The 21,532-nt window shown below is 60.0% G+C and carries 13 protein-coding genes; 4 read left to right on the top strand and 9 right to left on the bottom strand.

Annotated elements, in window-relative coordinates:
• The first annotated feature begins 68 nt into the window (after positions 1-68).
• Together GGD46_RS28280 and GGD46_RS28275 are read left to right on the top strand one after the other, a co-directional pair.
• Positions 69-1,475 (top strand): RtcB family protein, encoded by a 1,407-nt coding sequence (locus GGD46_RS28280; protein ID WP_184710133.1) that lies wholly within the window; start codon positions 69-71, stop codon positions 1,473-1,475.
• A gap of 147 nt (positions 1,476-1,622) precedes the next feature.
• Positions 1,623-2,246 (top strand): hypothetical protein, encoded by a 624-nt coding sequence (locus tag GGD46_RS28275; RefSeq protein WP_184710131.1) that lies wholly within the window; start codon positions 1,623-1,625, stop codon positions 2,244-2,246.
• A gap of 279 nt (positions 2,247-2,525) precedes the next feature.
• On the opposite strand, the gene GGD46_RS28270 is transcribed toward GGD46_RS28275, so the two are convergent.
• The 9 genes from GGD46_RS28270 to GGD46_RS28230 form a co-directional block, all read right to left on the bottom strand.
• On the bottom strand, positions 2,526-11,009 hold the full coding sequence (locus GGD46_RS28270) for a YDG domain-containing protein (protein WP_246806496.1): 8,484 nt from the start codon (positions 11,007-11,009) through the stop codon (positions 2,526-2,528).
• Between the two features lie 551 nt (positions 11,010-11,560).
• The gene (locus tag GGD46_RS28265; RefSeq protein ID WP_184710127.1) at positions 11,561-12,502 is read right to left on the bottom strand and encodes a LysR substrate-binding domain-containing protein; all 942 of its coding nucleotides are present in this window, start codon (positions 12,500-12,502) and stop codon (positions 11,561-11,563) included.
• A gap of 72 nt (positions 12,503-12,574) precedes the next feature.
• Positions 12,575-13,963, bottom strand: coding sequence for an argininosuccinate lyase (argH, locus tag GGD46_RS28260; RefSeq protein WP_184710125.1), 1,389 nt, complete (start codon positions 13,961-13,963; stop codon positions 12,575-12,577).
• A gap of 48 nt (positions 13,964-14,011) precedes the next feature.
• Entirely contained in the window at positions 14,012-15,373 is a 1,362-nt protein-coding gene (locus tag GGD46_RS28255; RefSeq protein WP_184710123.1) for an MmgE/PrpD family protein, read from the bottom strand.
• Entirely contained in the window at positions 15,363-16,262 is a 900-nt protein-coding gene (locus tag GGD46_RS28250) for a polysaccharide deacetylase family protein (protein ID WP_184710121.1), read from the bottom strand. Before GGD46_RS28250 ends, GGD46_RS28255 begins: the two co-directional genes overlap by 11 nt.
• Positions 16,259-17,131 carry a polysaccharide deacetylase family protein gene (locus GGD46_RS28245; protein ID WP_246806495.1) on the bottom strand — a complete coding sequence of 291 codons (873 nt, stop codon included), beginning with the start codon at positions 17,129-17,131 and terminating at the stop codon, positions 16,259-16,261. The genes GGD46_RS28250 and GGD46_RS28245 overlap by 4 nt, the downstream gene beginning before the upstream one ends.
• Positions 17,132-17,261: 130 nt before the next feature.
• A complete protein-coding gene (locus GGD46_RS28240; protein WP_184710117.1) occupies positions 17,262-18,092 on the bottom strand; it encodes an ABC transporter substrate-binding protein in 831 nt (276 codons plus the stop codon).
• Positions 18,093-18,133: 41 nt separating this feature from the next.
• Complete coding sequence (locus GGD46_RS28235) at positions 18,134-18,895, bottom strand: amino acid ABC transporter ATP-binding protein (RefSeq protein ID WP_184710115.1); 762 nt, start codon at positions 18,893-18,895, stop codon at positions 18,134-18,136.
• Entirely contained in the window at positions 18,895-19,782 is an 888-nt protein-coding gene (locus GGD46_RS28230) for an amino acid ABC transporter permease (protein ID WP_246806494.1), read from the bottom strand. Before GGD46_RS28230 ends, GGD46_RS28235 begins: the two co-directional genes overlap by 1 nt.
• A gap of 179 nt (positions 19,783-19,961) precedes the next feature.
• On the opposite strand from GGD46_RS28230, the gene GGD46_RS28225 reads away from it, so the two are divergent.
• Positions 19,962-20,156 (top strand): hypothetical protein, encoded by a 195-nt coding sequence (locus tag GGD46_RS28225; protein ID WP_184710113.1) that lies wholly within the window; start codon positions 19,962-19,964, stop codon positions 20,154-20,156.
• Between the two features lie 248 nt (positions 20,157-20,404).
• Positions 20,405-21,319 (top strand): hypothetical protein, encoded by a 915-nt coding sequence (locus GGD46_RS28220; protein ID WP_184710111.1) that lies wholly within the window; start codon positions 20,405-20,407, stop codon positions 21,317-21,319.
• Positions 21,320-21,532: the final 213 nt, after the last annotated feature.

Raw genomic sequence — 21,532 nt, 5'->3', positions numbered from 1 at the left:
CAGGCGGTGTGAAGAAAAGCAACAGAACAAGAAGGACTGCAGACGCAGAAAAGACAATGACAACGGTAATGAGCGGACAGGACTTGATCGATGCCGGCATGAGCCAGGGGAAGTGGTTCCGCCCGGCTCTCGATGCGGCCAATGCGGTTTTGAGCAAGGGGGGTTCGGTGACGGATGCCCTGGAAGCGGCAAAGGCATTTGCGCCAGGGCCAACGCTTGCCTTGAAGGCCGATAACGACATCGAGATCTATTCTAACATCCGTGCCGAGAACGCCTTTGAGCAGGACAATCTGGAAAAGGTCAATGCGACGATGCGCGCGCTGGTGCGCACGCCCGTCGTTCGGGCGGCGGCGATCATGCCCGACGCATGCCCGGCCGGCCCGGTCGGGACGATCCCGGTCGGCGGCGTGGTCGCATCCGAAGCAATCCATCCCGGCATGCATTCGGCCGATATCTGCTGCTCGATGGCGATCTCGATCTTTCCGGGTGTGGATCCGAAGTCGCTGCTGGATGCCGTGCATGCCGTGACGCATTTCGGTCCCGGCGGTCGTCCGCCTGGCGCGCAGATCAAGCCTTCCGAGGCGACGCTTTTGGCTTTCGAGCAGAACCCATATCTGCGCGACGGCGCACTGAGCGTTGGTATCGAGCATTTCGCGACCCAGGGCGACGGCAATCATTTCGCCTATGTCGGAACGATGAGGTCGACCGGTGAAACCGCGCTTGTGACCCACCATGGATCGCGAGCACCGGGTGCCCGCCTCTACGACAAGGGCATGAAGGTCGCCAACCGGTTTCGTGAGCAGATCTCGCCCGAGACGCATAGGGAAAATGCCTGGATTCCAGCGGATACCGAGGAAGGGGACGCCTATTGGTCAGCGTTGCAGACGATCCGCCAGTGGACGAAGGAGAACCACTATGTCCTTCACGACATGGCTGCGGAAAAGCTCTCGGCCAAGGTCGCCGATCGCTTCTGGAACGAACACAACTTCGTCTTCCGGAAGTCGGACGGGCTGTTCTATCACGGAAAGGGTGCGACGCCTGCCTTCGACAACTGGGCTGACGATGCGACCGATCTGACCATCATTCCGCTCAACATGGCGGAGCCGATCCTGATCGTTCGCGGGGCAAACGCTGCCCATGGTCTCGGCTTCTCGCCGCACGGCGCCGGTCGTAACTTCTCGCGCAGCGCGCATATGAGGCAGTTGTCTGCGGAATATGGCGCGGATTCGCGAGGTCTCAGCCCGAACAACATCGCGGCTATTCTGGAGAAGGAAACAAGCGGTCTCGACGCGCGGTTCTTCTCCGGTTTCGCGGATGTGTCGGAACTGCCAAGTGCCTACAAGAACGCTGCGAACGTGCGGGCGCAGATCGACCACTACGGTCTTGCCGAAGTGGTCGATGAGGTGATCCCGTTCGGGAGCATCATGGCCGGTGACTGGCAGAAGAATGCGCCTTGGCGCAAAAAGCGCCAGTAAACGTCGGTGAAGGCGGCGAGTCCGCCTTCACCATTATCAGCACGATTACAATAGCGAGGCGGGTTTAATGTTCAGGGCCTTTAACGCAGCTGCGGCAACCTTGGGTTCTCCATTTTGGGCAGACGAACCGAATCGTAAAGCAATCGAATGAACCAGATAGACAAACTGCCATCTGCCTTTGAGCGTTTTCGGAAGATGCTTGGTGTGCTCGACTTCGTTGTCTTCGAGGAGGCGGATGGTACGGATGAGGAAATCCTTTCAGCTATCTCGCAGGCGTTGCAGCCGTCATCTACGATCGACATTGAGAAACTGCGCCTACTCGGGAGCAGATGCATCTCCGACAAAGAATTCTTCGGCGACTGGTACGACCTGAATGGCGGACAGCTCCTGAAGTTAGGCCGCTATAGAACCTCGGACGGATTAGAACTATGCAATCCAACTCTGAACACTCTCGACGACGTAAATCTTACATCGGGAGGTGGCGGGTTGCCCGAAGTTGGCGCAGGGGGGCAGTTCGCCTACGCATTCTCATGGACTCCCTACTCTCTCCGGGCCAGACCGGGTGAGATACAGGCGGCGTTCGAAGAGATTAGAGACTTTATCCTACCACCGTTCCAGACGAGTGAGATCCTCGACTGGTCGAACGTGCGCCTTCCCGAGGTTTCAGACTATTTTGACGCCGGCTCCGATTGGTGGGGTGTCTTCTTGTTTAGCGTATACATACCATCGCTGCGGCGGCTGACAATTATCGCAGGCTCAACAACAGACTGACTCCCTGCGTCGTTTTGGGGCCGGAACAAGAGCCGTCCGCAGTCATAGCGGAGGCATCACCATCAAATCCGCTGTGGCTGTCTTTGGTTGATAAAGGCCGCGTACGATTACGGACGGCTCTTGTTCCGGCCCCTATTTTTGCTCTTGATAGGATTCGGACCTGCAACCATCGAATTATGTCAGGCTGCAACTTCCATCGCGGCCGAGCGCCGCCAGGCTTGTTGTCTTTCTCACGCTGACAGCCATCCCCGCGGACGCATCTCCACTGCCGCAGTGCACTTACGGCGTGGCTTGCATGACACAGCCTGCGCCGTCTCCCAGGCAGACGACCGTGCCAGCGAAGCGCGGATCCGTGAGGAACACACGGCGTCCTTCATCGGTGTAGGAGAAGGTGCCGTGATCCTCGGCCGGAACCGGCGGCAATGGCGGCGGCGTGTCGGGCGCATAGGATCGCGGCACGATGGCGCTTGCCAGATCGGCGGTCGGGCTTGAAGGGGCGGCCGTGACCGTCAGCACGCCCCTGACGAAGCTCAGATCGTAATTGGCCGAGGCTGCGAGACTTCCCTGGTCGATGGCATAGCTGCCGGGAATGGAGAAGCGATCGGCGGCGCTGGCCAGTTGCCCGAAGAGCCGGTCGCCATTGACGAGACCGCCGCCACCGATCGTGTAGGTGAAGAACGGATTGGCGGCACCTGCGGCACGGCTGGCATTGTTGGCAATGGCGCTGATCAACCGCGGCGTGATCGTCAGGTCGGCGCCGGTGTAGCCGATTGCATAGTTGGCGTTGCCAAGCGTACCGAGTCCGATGGCATAGGCGCCAACATTGGAGAACGGATTGGCGGTGGTTGCAAGATTGCCCGTCAGCGTGTCGGCATTGATAAGCCCCGTGGCGACATAGCTGAACAGCGGGTTCTGATCGCCATAGGTGCGGCTTGCACCATTGGCCGCAACCGTGATCGTCCGCGGAGTGACGGCGAGATTGCCGCCGACAAAGGACAGGTCGTAGTTGCCGGAGGCGGCCAGCGATCCCTGGCGAATGCCGTAGGCTCCGACATTGGAAGTACCATTTGCTAATGTGGTGAGGCCACCGGAGAGGCTGTCATTGTTGACGAGACCAACGCCACCGATCGTGTAGGAGAGTGCCGGATTGGCGTCGCCATAGACGCGGCTTTGATTGTTGGCCGCAACCGTGATCGCCCGCCTGGTAACCGTCAGATGCGCACCGCTAAAGGTGAGGTCATAATTGCCGGATGCTGCAAGCGAACCCTGGCCGATGCCATAGATCCCCACGCTCGACGTCAAGTTGGCCGATGTCGCCAGACCGCCGGAGAGGCTGTCATTGTTGACAAGCCCTGCTCCACCAACGGTGTAGGAGAGCAGCGGGTTGGCATCGCCATAGGCGCGGCTTTGATTGTTGGCCGCAACCGTGATGGCGCGCGGCGTGATCGCCAGATTGGCACCGGTATAGCTGATATCGTAATTGGCGTTTCCAAGCGTGCCCTGCGTGATGCCGTAGCTTCCGGCATTCGAGGTGCCGTCGGCGGAGGTCGAAAGCGCCCCAGACAGGCTGTCGCCATTGACAAGGCCGCTTCCACCGACGGTGTAGGTGAGGGCCGGGTTGGCATCACCATAGACACGGTTGGCATTGTTGGCCGCAACCGTGATAGCGCGTGGTGTGATCACCAGATTGGTACCGGTATAGCTGATATCGTAGTTGGCATTTCCAAGTGTGCCTTGCGTGATGCCGTAACTTCCGACGCCCGACTGCGCTGTCGCCAGGGTGGCAAGCGCGCCAGATAGAGTGTCACCATTGACCAGGCCACTTCCACCAACGCTATAGGACAGCGCCGGGTTGGCGTCGCCATAGGTCCGGGTTGCGCCATTGGCAGCAACGGTAATGGCGCGTCTGGCGATATCGGCAAGTGTCGTCGCGGTGTTGGAGGCGAGCGTATAATTGCCGGCGTCTGCACCGGAAAGACCAAGACCGGAGATCGTCACGGTCTTGCCGATACCGGCACTGGCGTCGGAGAACAGGCCGGAATAGCCATTGCCCAGGCTCAAGCTATCGCCCGCCGCCATGCCATAGAAGACCACACCCGAGGTGTTGAGCGTCGCGGTCGCATTGCCGTCATAGGTCCTGTTGCCGGCCGTGATGCCTGCGATCGACGAGATCGCCGCCTTGGCGATGTCGACGGTGTCGGTGCCGCCGACCAGCGTATAGTTCGAGGCAAGGCCGCCATCGCCATTGATGCTGTTGCCCAGAGCCAGCGATGCGAGCATCACGGCCTTGCCCGTGCCGGCATTCTTGTCGAGCATGGCGCCGGCGCCCGACAGCGTCAGCGTCTCGCCCCCCACCAGGTTCGATAGCGTGAAGATCGAGGCATCGAGATTGATCGAGCCGTTATAGGTCCGGCTGCCCGAGAGGTTGATCACCCGTCGGCTGATATCGGCCGTGGTCGTCGCCGTCGTATCGGCTAGCTCATAATTGCCCGCATCCGCGCCGCCAAGCGTCAGGCCGGAAATATTGACCAGTTTGCCGGTACCGGCATTCCTGTCGGAGAAGGCGCCGGTTGAGGTCGCAACCGTCAGCGCGTCTCCACCGACCATGCCGGAGAAGCCCGCACCCGAGGTGTTCAGGACGACACTCGTGGTACCGTCATAGGTCTTGCTGCCGGCCGTAATGCCCGAGATCGACGAGATCGTTGCCCTGGCGATATCGACGGTATCTGCGCCGCCGATCAGCGTGTAGTTCGAGGCAAGGCCGCCGTCGCCTTGGATGCTGTCGCCCAGCATCAATGAGGCGAGCGTCACCGCCTTGCCCGAGCTGGCATTCTTGTCGGCCATGGTGCCGGTGCCCAACAGCGCCAGCGTCTCGCCCCCCACCAGGTTCGACAGTGCGAAGATCGAGGCATCGAGATTGACCGAGCCGTTATAGGTGCGGCTGCCCGAAAGGCTGATCACGCGCTGGCCGATATTAGCAATGGCTGAGGCCGTGTTTATGTTGAGCCTGTAGTTATACGCGTCAGCACCACCCAAGGTCAGGCCGGAGATGTCGACCGTCTTCCCGGCGCCGGCATTCTTATCGGAGAAGGCGCCGAGCGCGGTGGCGACCGTCAGATTGTCACCCTGGATCATGCCGTTGAAGACGGCGCCAGACGTATCGAGCGGCGCATCGGTGGTGCCGTCATAGGCCTTGTTGCCGGCGGTGATGCCGCCGATCGAAGTGATGATCGCAGGCGTTATGGTGCCGTAGCTGGTCGTGCTGGTGATGCCAAGCTGGTAATTGCCGGCATCCGCGCCGGTTATGTAAAGTCCATCGACGGCGACCGTCTTGGACGTGCCGGCATTCTTGTCGGAGAAGTTGGCGCTGGTGTAGCCAACATGCATGTCATCGCCGCTGATCGGTATCGTGTAAATATTGACGCTGGCCGCGGTCGTCCCGTCATAGGTCTTGGTGTTGACGCTGGTGCCGCCGAAAGCCACATAGGCCTTGGCGATATCCGCCGTCGTCGCTGCGATGTGGGAGACGAGTGTGTAGTTGCCCGCATCCGTGCCGCCGAGCGTCAACCCGGTGATGCCAACGGTCTTTCCGGCGCCGGCATTCTTGTCGGAGAAGGTGCCGCTCGAGGTCGCAACCGTCAGAACGTCGCCACCGAGCATGCCGGTAAAGCCCGCACCCGATGTGTTCAGCGTTGCCGTCGTGTTGCCGTCATAGGTCTTGTTGTTGGCGGTGATGCCGGTGATCGAGGAGATCGTCGCCCTGGCGATGTCTGCCGTCGTCGTCGCTGTATCCAAAGCGAGCGTATAGTTGCCTGCGTCGGCGCCGCCAAGCGTCATGCCGGAGATGTTGACCACCTTGCCGATGCCGGCGTTCTTGTCGGCGAAGGCGCCGGTTGAGGTCGCGACTGTCAATGCGTCGCCACCGACCATGCCGGAGAAGCCTGCACCAGAGGTGTTCAGGACGACACTCGTGGTACCGTCATAGGTCTTGCCCGAAGCCGTGATGCCAGTGATCGAAGAGATCGTCGCCTTGGTGATATCGGCCGTCGTCGTCGCCGTATCCAGGGCAAGCGTATAGTTGCCGGCATCCGTACCGTTGAGCATGAGGCCCGAGATCGTCACAGTCTTGCCGGCGCCGACATTCCTGTCGGAGAAGGCGCCGGTGACGCCAGTGCCGAGCGTCAGGCTGTCGCCGACGAGCATGCCATTGAAGACGGCGCTACCCGTGTTCAGCGTCGCAGTCGTGTTGCCGTCATAGGTCTTGCCCAAGGCCGTAATGCCTGAGATCGACGAGATCGTCGCCTTGCTGATATCGACCGTGTCGGTGCCGCCGATCAGCGTATAGTTCGAGGCAAGGCCCGAGCCATCGTCGAGCGAGAGCGAACCGAGCGAAACCGCCTTGCCCGAGCCTGCATTCTTATCGGCCATCGAACCTATGCCCGAGAGCGTCAGAGTCTCGCCGTTGGCAAGGTTGGAAAGTGTCAGATTGCCAGCGGAGACACTGGTCGTACCGTCATAGGTGCGGCTGCCGGAGAGCGAGATCACCCGCTTGTTGATGGTCAGACTGCCCGAGCCGTAATCGATATAATAGTCGCTGGCTACTCCGGTGGAATAGCTAAGCGCCAGTACATTGGCGTCGCCATAGGCGTAGGTGCCGACGTTGGCGGCGCTACCCCAGCCGATGCTGACATTGCCGGTTCCATAACCATCAAGCGCGATGCCGGAGACCGAGGCCACATCACCGTAGATCGATGAGGTGTTACCGCTCAGACGGACGTAGTAATTTAATATCGGGTCGGAGGTCAGGCCGCGCAGCACCGGCGCGCCGCCAGTCTTCGACATCGCCCAGATCAAACCGAAATCCCAGCCGGCGTCGATGAAGAGGAACGGATTAGCCATTTGATCCGTCGTCAGGCCGGTCGTGCCGGTGATCGTGCCGCTGCCCCCGCCGGAGGCCGCAGGTCGGCCCGAAACGGTCAGGTTCCAGAACGAATTGGTGATTGTGCCGTCGTTGAACGCGGCAAGACCGCCGCGACTGGCCGACACGGCCGCATAGGAGTGGCTGATCTGGCCGGTGGAGGTGTTATATCCGACCAGCCCGCCTGCTTTGCTGCCACTCACGGAACCCAGAGCATAAGACTGCGAGATAATCCCTGTGTTATACCCCGCGAGGCCGCCGGTAAATTCGTTTGCATACCCGCCAATGCCGCCCGTGGCAAAGGATTGTGTGATGCTGCCATTGTTCAGCCCAACGAGACCGCCGCTGTAAAGGGCGTAGGCAATATTCGCGGAACCAGACGCGTAGGACTGGTTGATAATACCCGTTGCGGTATTGATACCCACAAGACCGCCCCACGAAATAGCACTGAGGTCGCTTAGGATGCCTGTGGCGAAGGAATTGGAGATGGTGCCACTGTTGCGGCCGATCAGTCCGCCGCGTCCCTCGGATCCACCATAGGTCTCGCCGGTAACGGAAGCAGACGTGCTGGAGCCCGAAATGGAGCCGCTGTTGTTGGCGACAAGGCCGCCGAGATCTCCGCTGCCTGTCACCGATCCGCTCGCGGAGGATGAGATGATCGTGCCGCTGTTGCTGCCCACGAGGCCACCGGCATCCAAGCCGCCCAACACGGTTCCGCTCACCGATACGGACGTAATGGAGCCCGCGTTGGCGCTCGCAAGCATCGCCGCCAACGGAGTATAGGCTTTGATGTCGGCGGCTTTAAGCGAGAGATTGCTGACGCTAGCGCCACCGCCGATGGTTCCGAACAGGCCGCCCGAAGAGGAGGTCAACCCGCTGATCGTGTGAGCCGCGCCGTCCAGGCTGCCAGTGAAGGTGACAATCGGCTGCCAGCCGCCATCTATATCGTTCACTGAATCCCAGACGCCGGAGGCATTGGTGCCTGCGGTGGCCGAGGCATCGATGTCGGCGCTGAGCACATAGTTGCCCGACGGATTGACGCTGATCAGTGCGAGTTGATGCAGATTGTTGATCGTGGCTATGCCGTTCGCGTTGGCGGTTGCAGCCTCCGAGCGCAGGATCGGGCGCATATTGCCGGACTGATACCAAGTGTTGGCGAAATCCCAGCCCGCGTAGTTCGTGGCGTTGTTGGCCGAATCGCGCATCTGTTCGGTCGTGAGGCCGATCGCCCGGAACATGCCGAAAAAGGATTGGCCGGAGCCATTGAATAGCCCGGTCGTGAAGACATCCCAGAAGCTGTTGGTGATGGTGCTATAGAAGTTTCGGCCCACCAGGCCGCCGACGGCGACGCTCCCGCTAACTGCGCCCGTGGCATAGGCATTATCTATGGAGCTTCCGGAATCATTATACCCCACTAGGCCGCCAACATATGTATTGCCGCTTACGGAGCCAGTGGCATAGGCAAATTTGATTGTGCCATCATCGAAGCCGGCCAGACCACCGGCATAGGTATTCGAGCCGTAAGTTGCGCCGGCGGCGTAACTATTGCTGATCGATCCATGATTGTGACCGACCAATCCGCCGACATCATAGCTGCCTGAGACCGCAGTGGTGGCGGAGCTGTTGTTAATCGAACCGGAATTCCATCCAGTCAGCCCTCCGACATATTGTATGCTGTTGACGGTGCCGGTCGTGAAAGCGTTATTGATCGTGCCGGTATTGTTACCGACCAATCCTCCCGTATAGGAGTAGCCATTGATAAACTCGCTGGTCAGCCCGATGTTTTGGATGGTTCCCGCCGAGTTACCGAATAGCCCGAGAAAACTAGCCGCTCGATTGACCGTCAGGCCGGTAATAATGTGGCTCGCACCATCGAAGACGCCCGAAAAGGTCACGGAATAGGTTCCGATGGGATTGAGCCCTGCGCCTGCATTCCAGTTGGCGGTACCGGAGGCATCGATATTGTTGGCGAGCGTCCACTTGGCGGCCAGTGATGCGCCGGACGACCCGATGCCCTGCAGGCCGTAGACATCGGCGAGCGTATAGGGTGTGGCGCTTGAGCCGTCGCCGCCGGTGACGCGCAGGAAGGATCCGCCGGTGAGCTGGAAGTCCTTGGCTGAGTAGGTGGGCAGTGCGGCCGTGTTCTGCACCCAGTTGCCCGAGGTGAGGTTGAAGGTGCCGCCGATGCTGACGGCAGCCGGTGCGGAGATCGTGCCGCCCGAGGCGAGCGTCAGTCCGCCGGTCGTGGCGGTGATCGCCGCGTTGATGTTGATGTCCGAGGCGGCATTCAGCGTCAGCGTCGAGCCGGAGGTCCAGGCGATCGGCGCCGCGACGGTGATGGTGCCGGCCTGCGGATTGGTGGCATCCGACGACGAGCCCGTCGTCACCGTAACATTGGCAGTTGCGAGCGCATTGGTCAGCGTGTTGACATTGATGATGCTGTCATTGCCTGTCGCCGTGAAGCCGGAGGAATTGCTGTCCGTCGCCGTCGAGATCGTCACATTATAGGGATCGAGCAGCAGATTGCCGAACGAACCGTGAGTGGCGGTCAGATCGGTCAGGCCGGTGTAGGAGAGTTTCGCCTTGCCGGAGACCTCCACCTCGCCGCCATTGCCGGAGATCGAACCGCCCTTCGCCGTGATCGTGCCGGCAAAGCGGGTCAGATCATCCGACCACAGAACGACATTGCCGCCATGGCCTGTCGTGACCGCATCGGCATTGATGACGGTGTTGGCATCAACCGTCAGCGTCTCGGCATGCTGCAGCGTCCCCTTGCCCTGGCGGTTGCCGCCGATATTGACCGTGCCGCCACCGGTCTTGCCAGAGGCATTGATCTTCGCATTGGCAAGCGTGATCTTGCGGCCGGTCACCTGCACCTTGCCGCCGGTGCCATGCTTGCTGCTGGCATCGATCTTGCCTGAGATCGCCATCTCGCCATCGCCACCCGACAGCACGATATCGCCGCTTCTGCCCGAGACACCCCTCGCCTCGATCGTGCCCGACATGTTGACCGCCTGGCGCGCCATGTCTCTCGCCGCTGCTGCGGTGAGCTGTACCGTCCCGCCTCTGGCAGAAATCTTGCCGCTATTGTCGACCAGTGCCCCACTACCTTTAGCCTTGGTCGGCACTGCCACCTGCAGAAAGCCGTCGCCGGACAGATCAAGCGTTGCCTGCTCGCCCGACCCGAGTGCTGCCTTGCCCATCGGCACGGTGATGACACCGGAATTGGCGACCGTGCCGCCGATCAGCGCCATATAGCCGCCGCGGTTAATCGTGATCGCACCGGCATTCGTCACCGGCGCCGAGGCGCCATTGCCGGTAAACGTCCGCTTGCCACCCATGAAATCGTCATCGGAGATGCCGAGCGTCGAGGCGACGAAGGCGCCGGCCTTGACCGTGCCTGAATTGGAAATGGCAATGCCGTTCGGATTGATCAGATAGACCTGGCCATTAGCATTGATCTGACCTGATATGGTCGAACTCGTCTGACCGGTGACGCGATTGAGGATGGCTGAATTGGCATCCGGCTGGACGAAGGTGACGCGGTTGCCCTTGCCGACGTCAAAGCTCTGCCAGTTGACGACGGCGCTGCCGCTCGTCTGGTTGATCGTCAGAGCCCCTGCCGATGGCGACCCGATCGTCGCACTGCCGGCTGCCACCTGACCGCCTGAAGGCAGCGACTGCGCCAGCACCGCCGTCGAATGCACCAGTGCCGTCGAGGCAAGCAGCGCAACGAGACGGGTCTTATGGGACAGCGTCATGCGGGTCGTCTGTCTGGTCATTGCCATCACCTTCAGCAGGAGGCCGGCAACCAAAGCCGCACGCCACTCCCTTTCATCGTCCATTCGTTCGGCACACCAAGAGCGAGCGCCGGCGCATCACGCTAAACCAGTCGCCCTCACATCGCCGTTTCCGGTGACGTTAGGAATATTCTGCCAAAGGGCCACATCCATTTTTGACATGCGATCGAAAATTGATGTTCGAGACGCTGGCGAGGGCCTGCAATCCTCGGGCTGGCTGGGACGATTCGCTTGGCCGATGACGAAGGCCTATCCCCTCGAAAGAGCTCATTCCGCGATTAGCGCGGAGGCGCCAAGTTCGCTGGCATCTTTTCTGCTCTCGAAGTGGAATAGAACCGTTGCCCGCTATCTCAGCTCCGAATACCTCGTTTATTCAGATATATCGCGTTGATGAAGATGGCATCCACAATTGTCGGTGAGGAGGACACTGCTATCAAAACCGACGGCTTCCGCGAATCGAGCGTGTGCTGTCGTTCGATATAAACAAGGCATGACAGGGCTAGCGATGGATCACGAACAACAACCGGTGCCCGAGTCACCTCCTCGTCTGTCGGCTCAAGGAGGGGCGAAAATCTCTCATTTCGCCGAAAGTAACGCTACGCCGAAGCCTCGGTTCGATCTTTGTCAAAGCCGTCCGGACCCGCGTTGCAGGTGTGCCCGAGCCAGTCGGAAAAGGCGCGCACTTTCTGGCGCGCTTCGGCGCGAGCCGGCCAGAGTGCGTAGTAGCCGTAACCGCTCTCGATGATCCGCTCGAATGGAGCAACCAGCTCACCGCTTTCCAGATCCTGCCGCGAAAAGGCGAGATCGCCCATTGTCACGCCATAGCCGCTCGCGGCAGCGGTCATCGCGAAATCCTGGGTGTCGAAGACCTGATGACGGGCGGCCTGGAACGAATAGGCGCCGTCGGCCTGCAGCCAAAGGGTCCAGTCGCTATGACGCGGATTGGAATGCAGCAGAACGCAATTCTGCAGGTTTTTGACCTCAGGCGGATCGCCGAGTTTCGATAGAAACTGCGGCGAGCACATCGGGGTCAGCTGCTCCCGCAGTAGCGGCAGCACATCCATACCGGGCCAGCGGCCATTGCCGTAGGTGATCAGCATGTCGATATCGCCGACCGAAAAAGTTGGCCTCAGGAACCAGGCGGTATCGATATTGATATTCAGGTCTTCATGATGGCTGTGAAGATCCGGCAGGCGCGGCAGGAACCATTTGCGCGCAAAGGTCGGTGGCATGCGGATGGTCAGCGACCGCACGGTTGTTCGCGTCGCCTCGAATGAGGTCTTCAGCGAGGCGAGCAGACCATCGACGATCGGGATCAGCGCCATGCCGCGTTCCGTCAGCGCCACCTTGCGCGTATGACGCTCGAACAGGCTGCAGCCAAAATAGTGCTCGAGCTGCTGCACCTGACGGCTGATCGCGCTTTGGCTCAGATTGAGTTCTGCCGCCGCCGCCGTGAAGCTGCCCGTTTCCGCGACAACGGAAAATGTCTGCAGCGTCTGCAGCGGCGGTAACCTGTTGTGATCGAACCTCGGCTCCATTCCCTACCCGGCTTATTTGCTGTCTCGAACGGCAAGCATTAAAGCATGTGGGTGGAATGGCAACCGATGCGCTCAGGCGATCGACCGACGAACTGTCTCGATGGCTTGCCGGACCCTTCGCGGCGCCGTGCCGCCCTTATGATCGCGGCTGGCGACAGAACCTTCCACGGTCAGCACTTCGAAGACATCCTCGCGAACACCAGGCGCGAAGGCCTGCATCTCGGCAAGGGAAAGCTCCGAGAGCGTCGGAAGGGCCTTGTCGCGAGCCGCACCGACGATCGCGGCGACGGCGTGATGCGCATCGCGGAACGGCAGGCCAGCGCGGACGAGATAATCGGCAAGATCGGTTGCGGTCGAATAGCCCTGATTGGCAGCCACGAGCATCTTTGCGTGCTTGACGGTAATGGTCGGGATCATCTGCGCCGTGACGCTGACGGCGGCGCGCACGGTCTCAAGTGTATCGGTCAGCGGCGGCTTCGATTCCTGCTGGTCCTTGTTGAAGGCAAGCGGCTGGCTTTTCATCAAGGCTGCGGAGAAGGCGAGATTGCCCATGACACGGGCGGCCTTACCACGCACCAGCTCGGCCAGATCCGGATTGCGCTTCTGCGGCATGATCGAGGAACCGGTGCAGAATTGATCGCCGACCTCGATGAAATCGAACATCGGCGTGCACCAGAGGATGACTTCCTCGCTGAAGCGCGACAGGTGTCCCATGATGATAGAGCCGGCACTGCAGACATCGACGACATAATCTCGATCGGATACGGCGTCGAGCGAGTTGGCAAAGGACGTAGAGAAGCCAAGCTTGGAGGCACTGTATTCGGGATCGATCGGATAGCCCGTACCCGCAAGCGCCGCAGCGCCAAGCGGCGAGATGTTGAGCCGTTCGCGCGCCGCGCCGACTCGATCGAGATCGCGCAGGAACATTTCGACATAGGCCATGAGATGATGGCCGAAAGTGACAGGCTGCGCCACCTGCAAATGCGTGAAGCCGGGCATGATCGCATCGGCGTGTTTTTCAGCCAGATCCACAAAGGCGCCGATCAGAGTCTTCAGATCGTCGGCGAGAAGATCCAGTTGCTCGCGGGCATAGAGACGAATGTCCGTCGCCACCTGATCGTTGCGCGATCTTGCGGTATGCAGCTTCTTGCCGGCATCGCCGATCAGTGCGATCAAGCGATCTTCGACATTGGTATGGACGTCTTCGAGTTCGGTCTTCCATTCGAAGGCACCCGAACGCATCTCTTCGGCCACCTGGTCGAGACCGGTCTGGATTTTGCCGTTTTCGTCAGCGGTCAGAATGCCGGCGCGGGCAAGCATCTCGGCGTGGACCTTCGATCCGGCAACATCGTGCAGCGCGATGCGCTTGTCCTGGTCAAGGCACTCGTGAAAGCTCTCGAAATCCCTGGAGACCGCCTCCTTGAATAGCGGCGACCAAGTGGCTTCTTTCTGATTTCTCATCGCGGTCTTCCCTTTTGAACGAATGCCGCCCTCCTCGGGGCGCATCCTTTATTGAAGCAGCGCAAGCAGGCTGCGGGCGTCGGTCTGATTTTCGAGATCGAGTACGTAGTCGCTGAGAGCGTCGACCCTTGATCCCGGCAGCACCAGGCCGGCGAGCGCGGCATATTTGCCGATCAATCGCTCATCGCTCAGCAGGTTCTGCGGTCCTCCAAGGGGGAATTCGACGACGAGCCGATGTCGCCCGCCCGCGGCAGTCACGATGGTGATCGCCGGTTCATCCTCGTCCTTCATGGCGGGATCGATACGCACCGTGATGCGCTCCATCAACGGGCCAATCTCGGCAGCCGACCACGCGGACTCCTCAAGTTCGGCCAGAAACACCTTACCGTAACGCAGCCGAGCCGCCAGGGCGTAGGGCAGGCTCATCTGGGCCTGTGCGCGCGACTCGATGACTTTGCCACTGCACATGCCGTACTGGAAGCCGCTTATATCCACCTCGATGCCTGCGATATCGGCGGGCTCGAGACCATGTTGCTGCAGCATGAGATCAAGCGCATCGATGCCGGCATGCGTGCCACGGCAAGTGGCGTGCGGCTTGATCGAGCATCGATTCAGGCGCCAGTAATCTCCGAAATCGCGCAAAAGCGCCTGCGGATCGCCCTTGCCCGCGCCGAAGGTCGCAAAAAAGCTGCCCCAGCGCTCCGCCTCGAAGACGCTGTCGGGGCCTTCGAACCCATGTCGTGCGAGATAGGCAGCCATCAGGCCGCCTTCGGCGGCGCGGCCGGCATGGAGCTTCTTGGTCGAGCTGCCATTGTGGATGAACGCCCAGGTGCCGGCGGCAAAGGAGCATGCCGAGCCGAGAGCGGAGGCCATGGCATTCACGTCGAGCTTCACCATGCTGCCGACGGCGGCGGCGGCGCCGAATGCGCCGCACGTCCCCGTCGAATGCCAGCCAAGACCATTGTGCTCTTCATATCCGCCAACCGCTTCCAGCACGCGCCGGCCGATTTCATAGCCAAGCAGGACGCTGCGCAACAGGTCACGGCCGCCGACCGGTCCTTTGTGATCGCCAAGCGCGGCGAGCACGGCTGGAAGGACGACTGCACCGGAATGATCGCAGCCGCCGCTGTCATCGAGCTCGTAGGCATGGGCAGAAACACCGTTGACGAAAGCCGACGTTCTCGCGTCCGACGCAATCGATCGGCCCCAGATCAGGGAAGATCCAGTTCCGGCCTGGATACCGAGAATCGCGACGACGGCGTCCGTTTCGCGGGAAGCCGAACCGGCGATCGCAGCACCCAGCGTATCGAGAATATGAAGCTTCGCCTTGTGGATGGTCTCGGGCGGAAAGGCTTCATAGTTGGTCGAGCAGACAAGCTCCGCCAGCGCCCGGGTCAGATTATCGCTCACGGGACCGTTCCTCATCGACATAGTCTTCATAGACATTGATCGGGTGGTCGCCCGATGCAGCAAGGCCCTTGTCGGCGTGCCAGCGGGCGACGTCCGCAGCCGTTGCCAGCCACACGTCGTCGAAGCTCGTGATATGGGCAAGCAGGGCTTCAACAAGTGCGATCCGTCCCGGCGTGCCGGTCCATTCCGGGCGAAGCTGGATGACGTAACAGAGGCCGTATTTGCGGTAGGCATCGAACTCGGCGATCCAGTTGCCGAGAACCGCCTCATAGGACGGAATGCGACTTTGCCCCTTCGGGAAGGCCGGGGTGAAATTGAACTGGAAATAGGGCCGATCTTCCAGCTCGATGTGGACCGGGACCTCCACCAGCGAGGAGGAATGGCTGTAGGGTACATCGTCGCCGTTCAACGATGCCGACCAAGAATAGCCGGCCTCGACGAGCAGGCGATCGAAGTGACGTGGCCAGTTGCCGGCCGGCAACCGGAAGCCGGAAACCTCGTTCGATGCGATCGCGCTCAGTCTTTCGCGACTGCGCTTCAAGAGATCGACGGCTTCGGGCGCGGAGATAGCGTCATAACGCTCAAAATCCCAACCATGGCTCTCGATTTCATGGTGTGGCGACACCACAGCGCGCAGCAACTGTTCATGCTTCTCCGCGACGATGCCCGGCACGAACCAGCTCGTGGATATGCCGGCATGGGCAAAGGCGTTGCAAAGGCGCTCGATGCCGCGCGTGACGCCGTATTGCCAGACCGAAAAGCTCTTGCTGCGTCCCTTCAGATCCGGCGCCTGCGCGACTGCATCAAGCCCGTCGTCGAAGATCACCGAGACGATTGCCGCGCATGTCTTGCCCTGCGGCCAGAAGCCTTCAAAAGCCGTGCTGGTCATGCGGCATTCTCCGGATGTTGCGCGATCCACCACTTTGCGATTTCGGCGCAGTGCGTCGTCCAGACGCTGTCGCCATGGGCGGTGATTGCCTTGAAAAGACCTTCGAGAATCGCAAGCCGACCGGGCTTGGCGCAGACTTTCGGATGTAGGATCGTCGTCCAGCAGAGCCCTTCGCGGTGATAGCCTTCGAATTCGGCGCACCAGTTCCTTTGAACATCAGAGTAGCCGGAGATACGGTCGAGGCCGATGGGAAAATCGGGTTCCTCGCTATAGGCGAGCGCGGTATAATCATCGATATCCCAGCGCCCTGGAATCTCGACGAGGCCACGACCGCGTGATGTCGCATGAAAGTAAGGTCGGTCGTCGCCGCGCATCGAGCTTGAATAGATGACGCCGAACTCGTGCAGCAATTGCGCGGTCTCGTCACTCCAGTCGCCGGAGGGCGTCCGGAAGCCGACCGGTGTCACGCCCATGCGGCTTTGAAAGATATCGCGGGAGCGCCCCATAATATCGAGCTGCTGCTGGCGGCTGCAGTCGATGAAAACCTCGTGATAGTGGCCGTGATAGGCGATCTCATGGGCATCGCGAAGGATGCGTTCGCATTGCGACGGCCAATGTTCGACCACCCAGGTCGGCACGAAGAAGGTCGCCTTGAGGCCGTAGGCAGCCAGAAGATCGAGAAGCCGCGGCAGCGCTCGCCACGGGCCATAGGCGCCCTGCGTGAAATAGCGGGGATTGGAGAGCAGCGAGCCGTCGAGCATTGCATCGCCCGTCGGACCATCGACATCGAAGGCGAGCGCCACAGCCGATTGCCGGCCTGCCGGCCACAGGCTTGGTCTTGCCGATTTGATTGCACTCTTCGCAGTCATGGGACTCTGCATGCGTTTCAAGGTGTTTTAGGACGCAACCCCCCATCCGCGGGCGCTGAGACGCCCCGGCCGATGGCTGCTTGCGATGGGAAAGAGAAGCGCCGCTGTTATCGCGGCGCTTCCTCAGGCGTTACTTGACGCCGTTGATCACCGCCTTCGGAACGGCATTGTGGACGAGGCCCCACTTCTTGAGGATCTCATCATAGGTGCCGTCCTTGATCAGCGCGTCGAGAGCGCCGGCTACCGCATCGCGAAGCGCGGTGTGGTCCTTCTTGAAGCCGATGCCGAACGTGTCGTTGCTGAGCAGCGGCTCGCCGACGAGCGTGTAGGTGTTGGGCTCGATGCGCATCTGGTAGGCGATCGTTTCAATGCCCTGCACGACCGCGTCATAGCGGCCCTGCTTCATGCCGAGACGGGCGGCATTCGAATCCGCCGTCCCTTCAAACTTGATGGCGGGCTTGCCCTTGCCTTCGCAATTTTCGGCACTCCACGCCTTGACGTTGTCACCGAAGGAAGTGCTACGGCTCCCGGCAACCGTCTTGCCGCAAAGGTCGGTCGCCTGCTTGTAGGTCCCGGCATTGGCGTTGACGGTAAAGAGAATTGGACCGCTGGTGATATAGTCGACAAAGTCCATGCTGGCCTGGCGCTTCACGTTGTCGCTCATGCCGGAAATGATCATGTCGGCGCGGCCGGTCTGAAGGCCACTCTGCAGCTCCTGGAAGGCCGAGGTGACAAAGACGGTCGTGAGATTGAGCTTCTTGGCGATCGCATTTGCCAGGTCGACGTCGAAACCATCGATCGTACCGGTGTCCGGATTGACGAACTCCATCGGCGGATAGATCGGGTTGGTCATGATGCGGAGTTCGCCATCCTTGATCAGATTCAGGCTCGAATCCGCGGAAGCAGCGGTGGCCGCGAGCGAAAGAAGGGCCGCCGAAACAGCAAGACGAATGAGTTTCATGAAATTCTCCTCTGATGGTCTTTCTTCAGGTTCTTTTGTTGCTAAAGCACCGCAGAGATGAAGTTCTTCACTCTGGGATTCCTGGGGTTTTCCAATATGTCGTTGGGCGTACCGGTCTCGACGATCATGCCGGCGTCCATGAAGACGACACGGTCGGCCACCTCGCGGCAAAAGCCGATCTCGTGGGTGACGACGATCATGGTCGTTCCGGAGGCGGCGAGTTCTTTCATGACGCCAAGGACTTCACCGACAAGCTCTGGATCGAGCGCCGAGGTCGGTTCGTCGAAGAGCATGGCCTTGGGCTTCATGGCGAGCGCGCGGGCAATCGCGATGCGCTGCTGCTGGCCGCCGGAAAGTTCGCCCGGATAGGCGCCTGCCTTGTCGGCAAGACCGACGCGCTGCAGAAGAACGCGCGCTTCGGCGACGCACTCCTGCTTCGGCCGCTTCTGCACCCCGACCGGGCCTTCGATGATGTTCTGCAGGACCGTGCGATGCGGGAAGAGATGGAACTTTTGGAAGACCATGCCGACGGACTGACGCTGACGGGCGATCTCACGATCCGGCAGCGGAAACAGCCGATTGCCCTCGCGGCGATAGCCGGCGATCTCATCTTCGACCGTGACATAACCCGCATCGATTTGCTCAAGCTGGTTGATGCAGCGCAGGAAAGTGCTTTTGCCCGAACCGGAAGGCCCGATAATGCAAACGACTTCGCCCTTCCTGATCTCGAAATCGATATCCCTGAGGACATGAAAGGTGCCGAAGTATTTCTGCAAGCCGTGTGCCTTGATGATCGTATCCATCAGGAAGCCTCCCCGACCAGAGCCTGACTGGCGGCCCGCTGAGCGCCCGCATCGCGCCGGCCCCAGCCCTTGGAGAAGTGCCGCTCGATATAGACTTGCGCAATGCTGAGAATGGTGACGACGACCATGTACCAGATGGCGGCCACGATCAGCAGTTCGATGACGCGCGAATTGACGTAATAGATATCCTCGACGTTTTTCAGAACTTCCGAATACTGGATGACGCTCGCGAGCGAGGTGAGCTTGACCATACCGATGGTTTCATTGCCGATCGGCGGGACGATGACGCGCATGGCCTGCGGCAGCACGATCTTCAGCGTTGCCCGCAGCTTCGTCATGCCGATCGACTGTGCTGCTTCCATCTGCCCCTTGTCGATCGACAGAAGGCCGGCACGCACAACTTCGGCAGTATAGGCTCCCTGCTGGATACCAAGGCCAAGGAGGGCCGCAACGAACGGCGTCATGACATCGACGGTGCGGAGCGACCACAGTCCCGGAATACCGATCGTCGGGAAAATCAGGGCAAGATTGAACCACAGAAGGAGCTGGAGCAGCGCCGGCGTACCGCGAAAGAGCCAGACATAGCCGACCGAGATGCTGCGCAGAACCGGATTAACCGACATACGCATGATCGCGGCAATGACACCCAGAACGATACCGACGATCATGGCGCAGAACGTCATGATGATCGTGTTGCCCACACCCGTCATGACGGCCCTGGTAAACAGGTTCTGTGCGACATATTCCCAGGCAATGTCGCCCTTCCAGAAGGCTCTCGCCAGAAGAAGAAGAAGGATTATGCAGACTGCCGCCATGATCTTCGTGCCGATTTTTCGCTGCGGCACGATCACAAGCGCATGCACGTCCAGTGGCGCTGAGTTCGTCAAATTTGATCCCCTGAGCTCGTTGGTGAGCTTCCGTTTTCTAGTGGGGCAAACTTACGTTGATTTTGAATTCGGCGACAAACGAGATTTGGACATGTAATTTATGCACTTTTCACATAAATCATGGGCATTCATGACGACTTTGCGCCATCTTCGCTGTCATCGCCTCGAAGTGGGATAGCATGCGCTTCGCGATGATCGTTGGCGATGCGATGTTTTTGGTGAAGATGGAAGAGGCTGACGATCTGACCATAGACTCGGCGGGCCAGCAGCGACGTTTGCGGTTGCGCGCTATCGTGTCGGTGGGAGGCTTTGTCATGCTCGCCGAATACGATGCCGATTGGCATCAGTCGCCGAAGGCGACACCAACAGCCTGAAAGATATGCTTTCCATTGGATCGATAAATTCGAGCGCCAAATTGCCCACGTGATGACACGAAATGCAATCTTTTTGGCACCAGCAGACCAATTCTTTGCAGCGGCAAACATTCGCATGGAACGACGATATTCGGTGAGATAGGCAACCAAAAGAATTGTGGTTAGGGTAGTATCCAAGCGTTGTCGCCTGAGACAGACAATCCTATCCACGAGGACTTGCTCCGGTTGCCTTCGCGTGGAGATATCGCATGAATTTCGTCCCAACCCCGATGCTCGCCGTTAGCAATGCGCATCATCCCCTGACGATCGACGCGATCACGGAGAATCCGCTCTTTGCTGTCGCGCTCAGAAACGCCGCGTTGAAGCTAATTGCTATGCACGATGCTGCTCCGCGGATCGTGCGCTATACGGCGGACATGAAAAGGTGGCTGCTGACCCAAGCAATTCTAGCTTTTCATTTTGAGACGGTCACCGACCCGACAAAGCCCAGCCTATCAGCCGCGAATCTGATCACATTTATCGCCGACAGCAAGGTTGCAAGCAGGAACACGGCAACCGCGCATCTGGCCGAGATGCGCAATTACCGGCTTCTCGTAGACGCCACGCCAGAAGGCGACAAGCGCGTTCGTCCGCTGAGGATTGTCGATACTGCAGAAGGATTGATCCGCGAATGGTTCGACGAGCATTTGAAATCACTCGACACGCTCGACCAAGGGACACGCTATCTGCAATCTGCGGCGGATCACCGGCTACTTTGGTACGCACAACCGAGAATGTCCAGGTCGCTGTTTGGCGACCCGAACTGGTGTGAACCACCCGAAGCGGTGGACGCATTTGTTCGGACAGCGTCGGGTAGCAATATCCTGCACGACGTGATGTCGAGACTGTCGCCAGAGCGGCTACTGGAGCCAAAGATGTCGATCGGACCTTTGCGCATCGGGGAGCTCGCCAAGCGCTACATCATCTCTCGCAGTCATGCCCAACGCGTCTTCGTGCGCGCACGCAATCTCGGTGTCATCGGATGGGAGCTTCCCGGCAATGGTGGCAATTTCTGGATTTCCGAAATGCTGATCGGGGATCATCGACGTTGGCAGGCATCCAAATTCGCTGCGATCGATGCGTCTTTTCACTGGGCGCTTCAGCATCTGCGTGGCGGAAACTGAGTAAGCCGTGCGACGGCGCATTTCGATCGCCACACATTCTTCCTCCCCCATGATATCGATTGGACTCTCGAGCCTTCGCGATCGCGAGCCGTGTGATATCTCAGACTGTCGATCGGTGATCCAGGTCGCCCCAACCAGCCACCACCCTTGATCTGCAATCGCGCGGATGTAAAGCTCCTGCGATAGTGTTGATGCTCACATTTCAGATCGTGC

The organism is Martinezella lusitana (assembly GCF_014207095.1).
GTDB classification, from domain to species: Bacteria; Pseudomonadota; Alphaproteobacteria; order Rhizobiales; family Rhizobiaceae; genus Rhizobium; species Rhizobium lusitanum_B.
The sequence above is the reverse complement of the archived record's forward strand: the minus strand, read 5'-3'. Positions and strand labels throughout refer to the sequence as shown.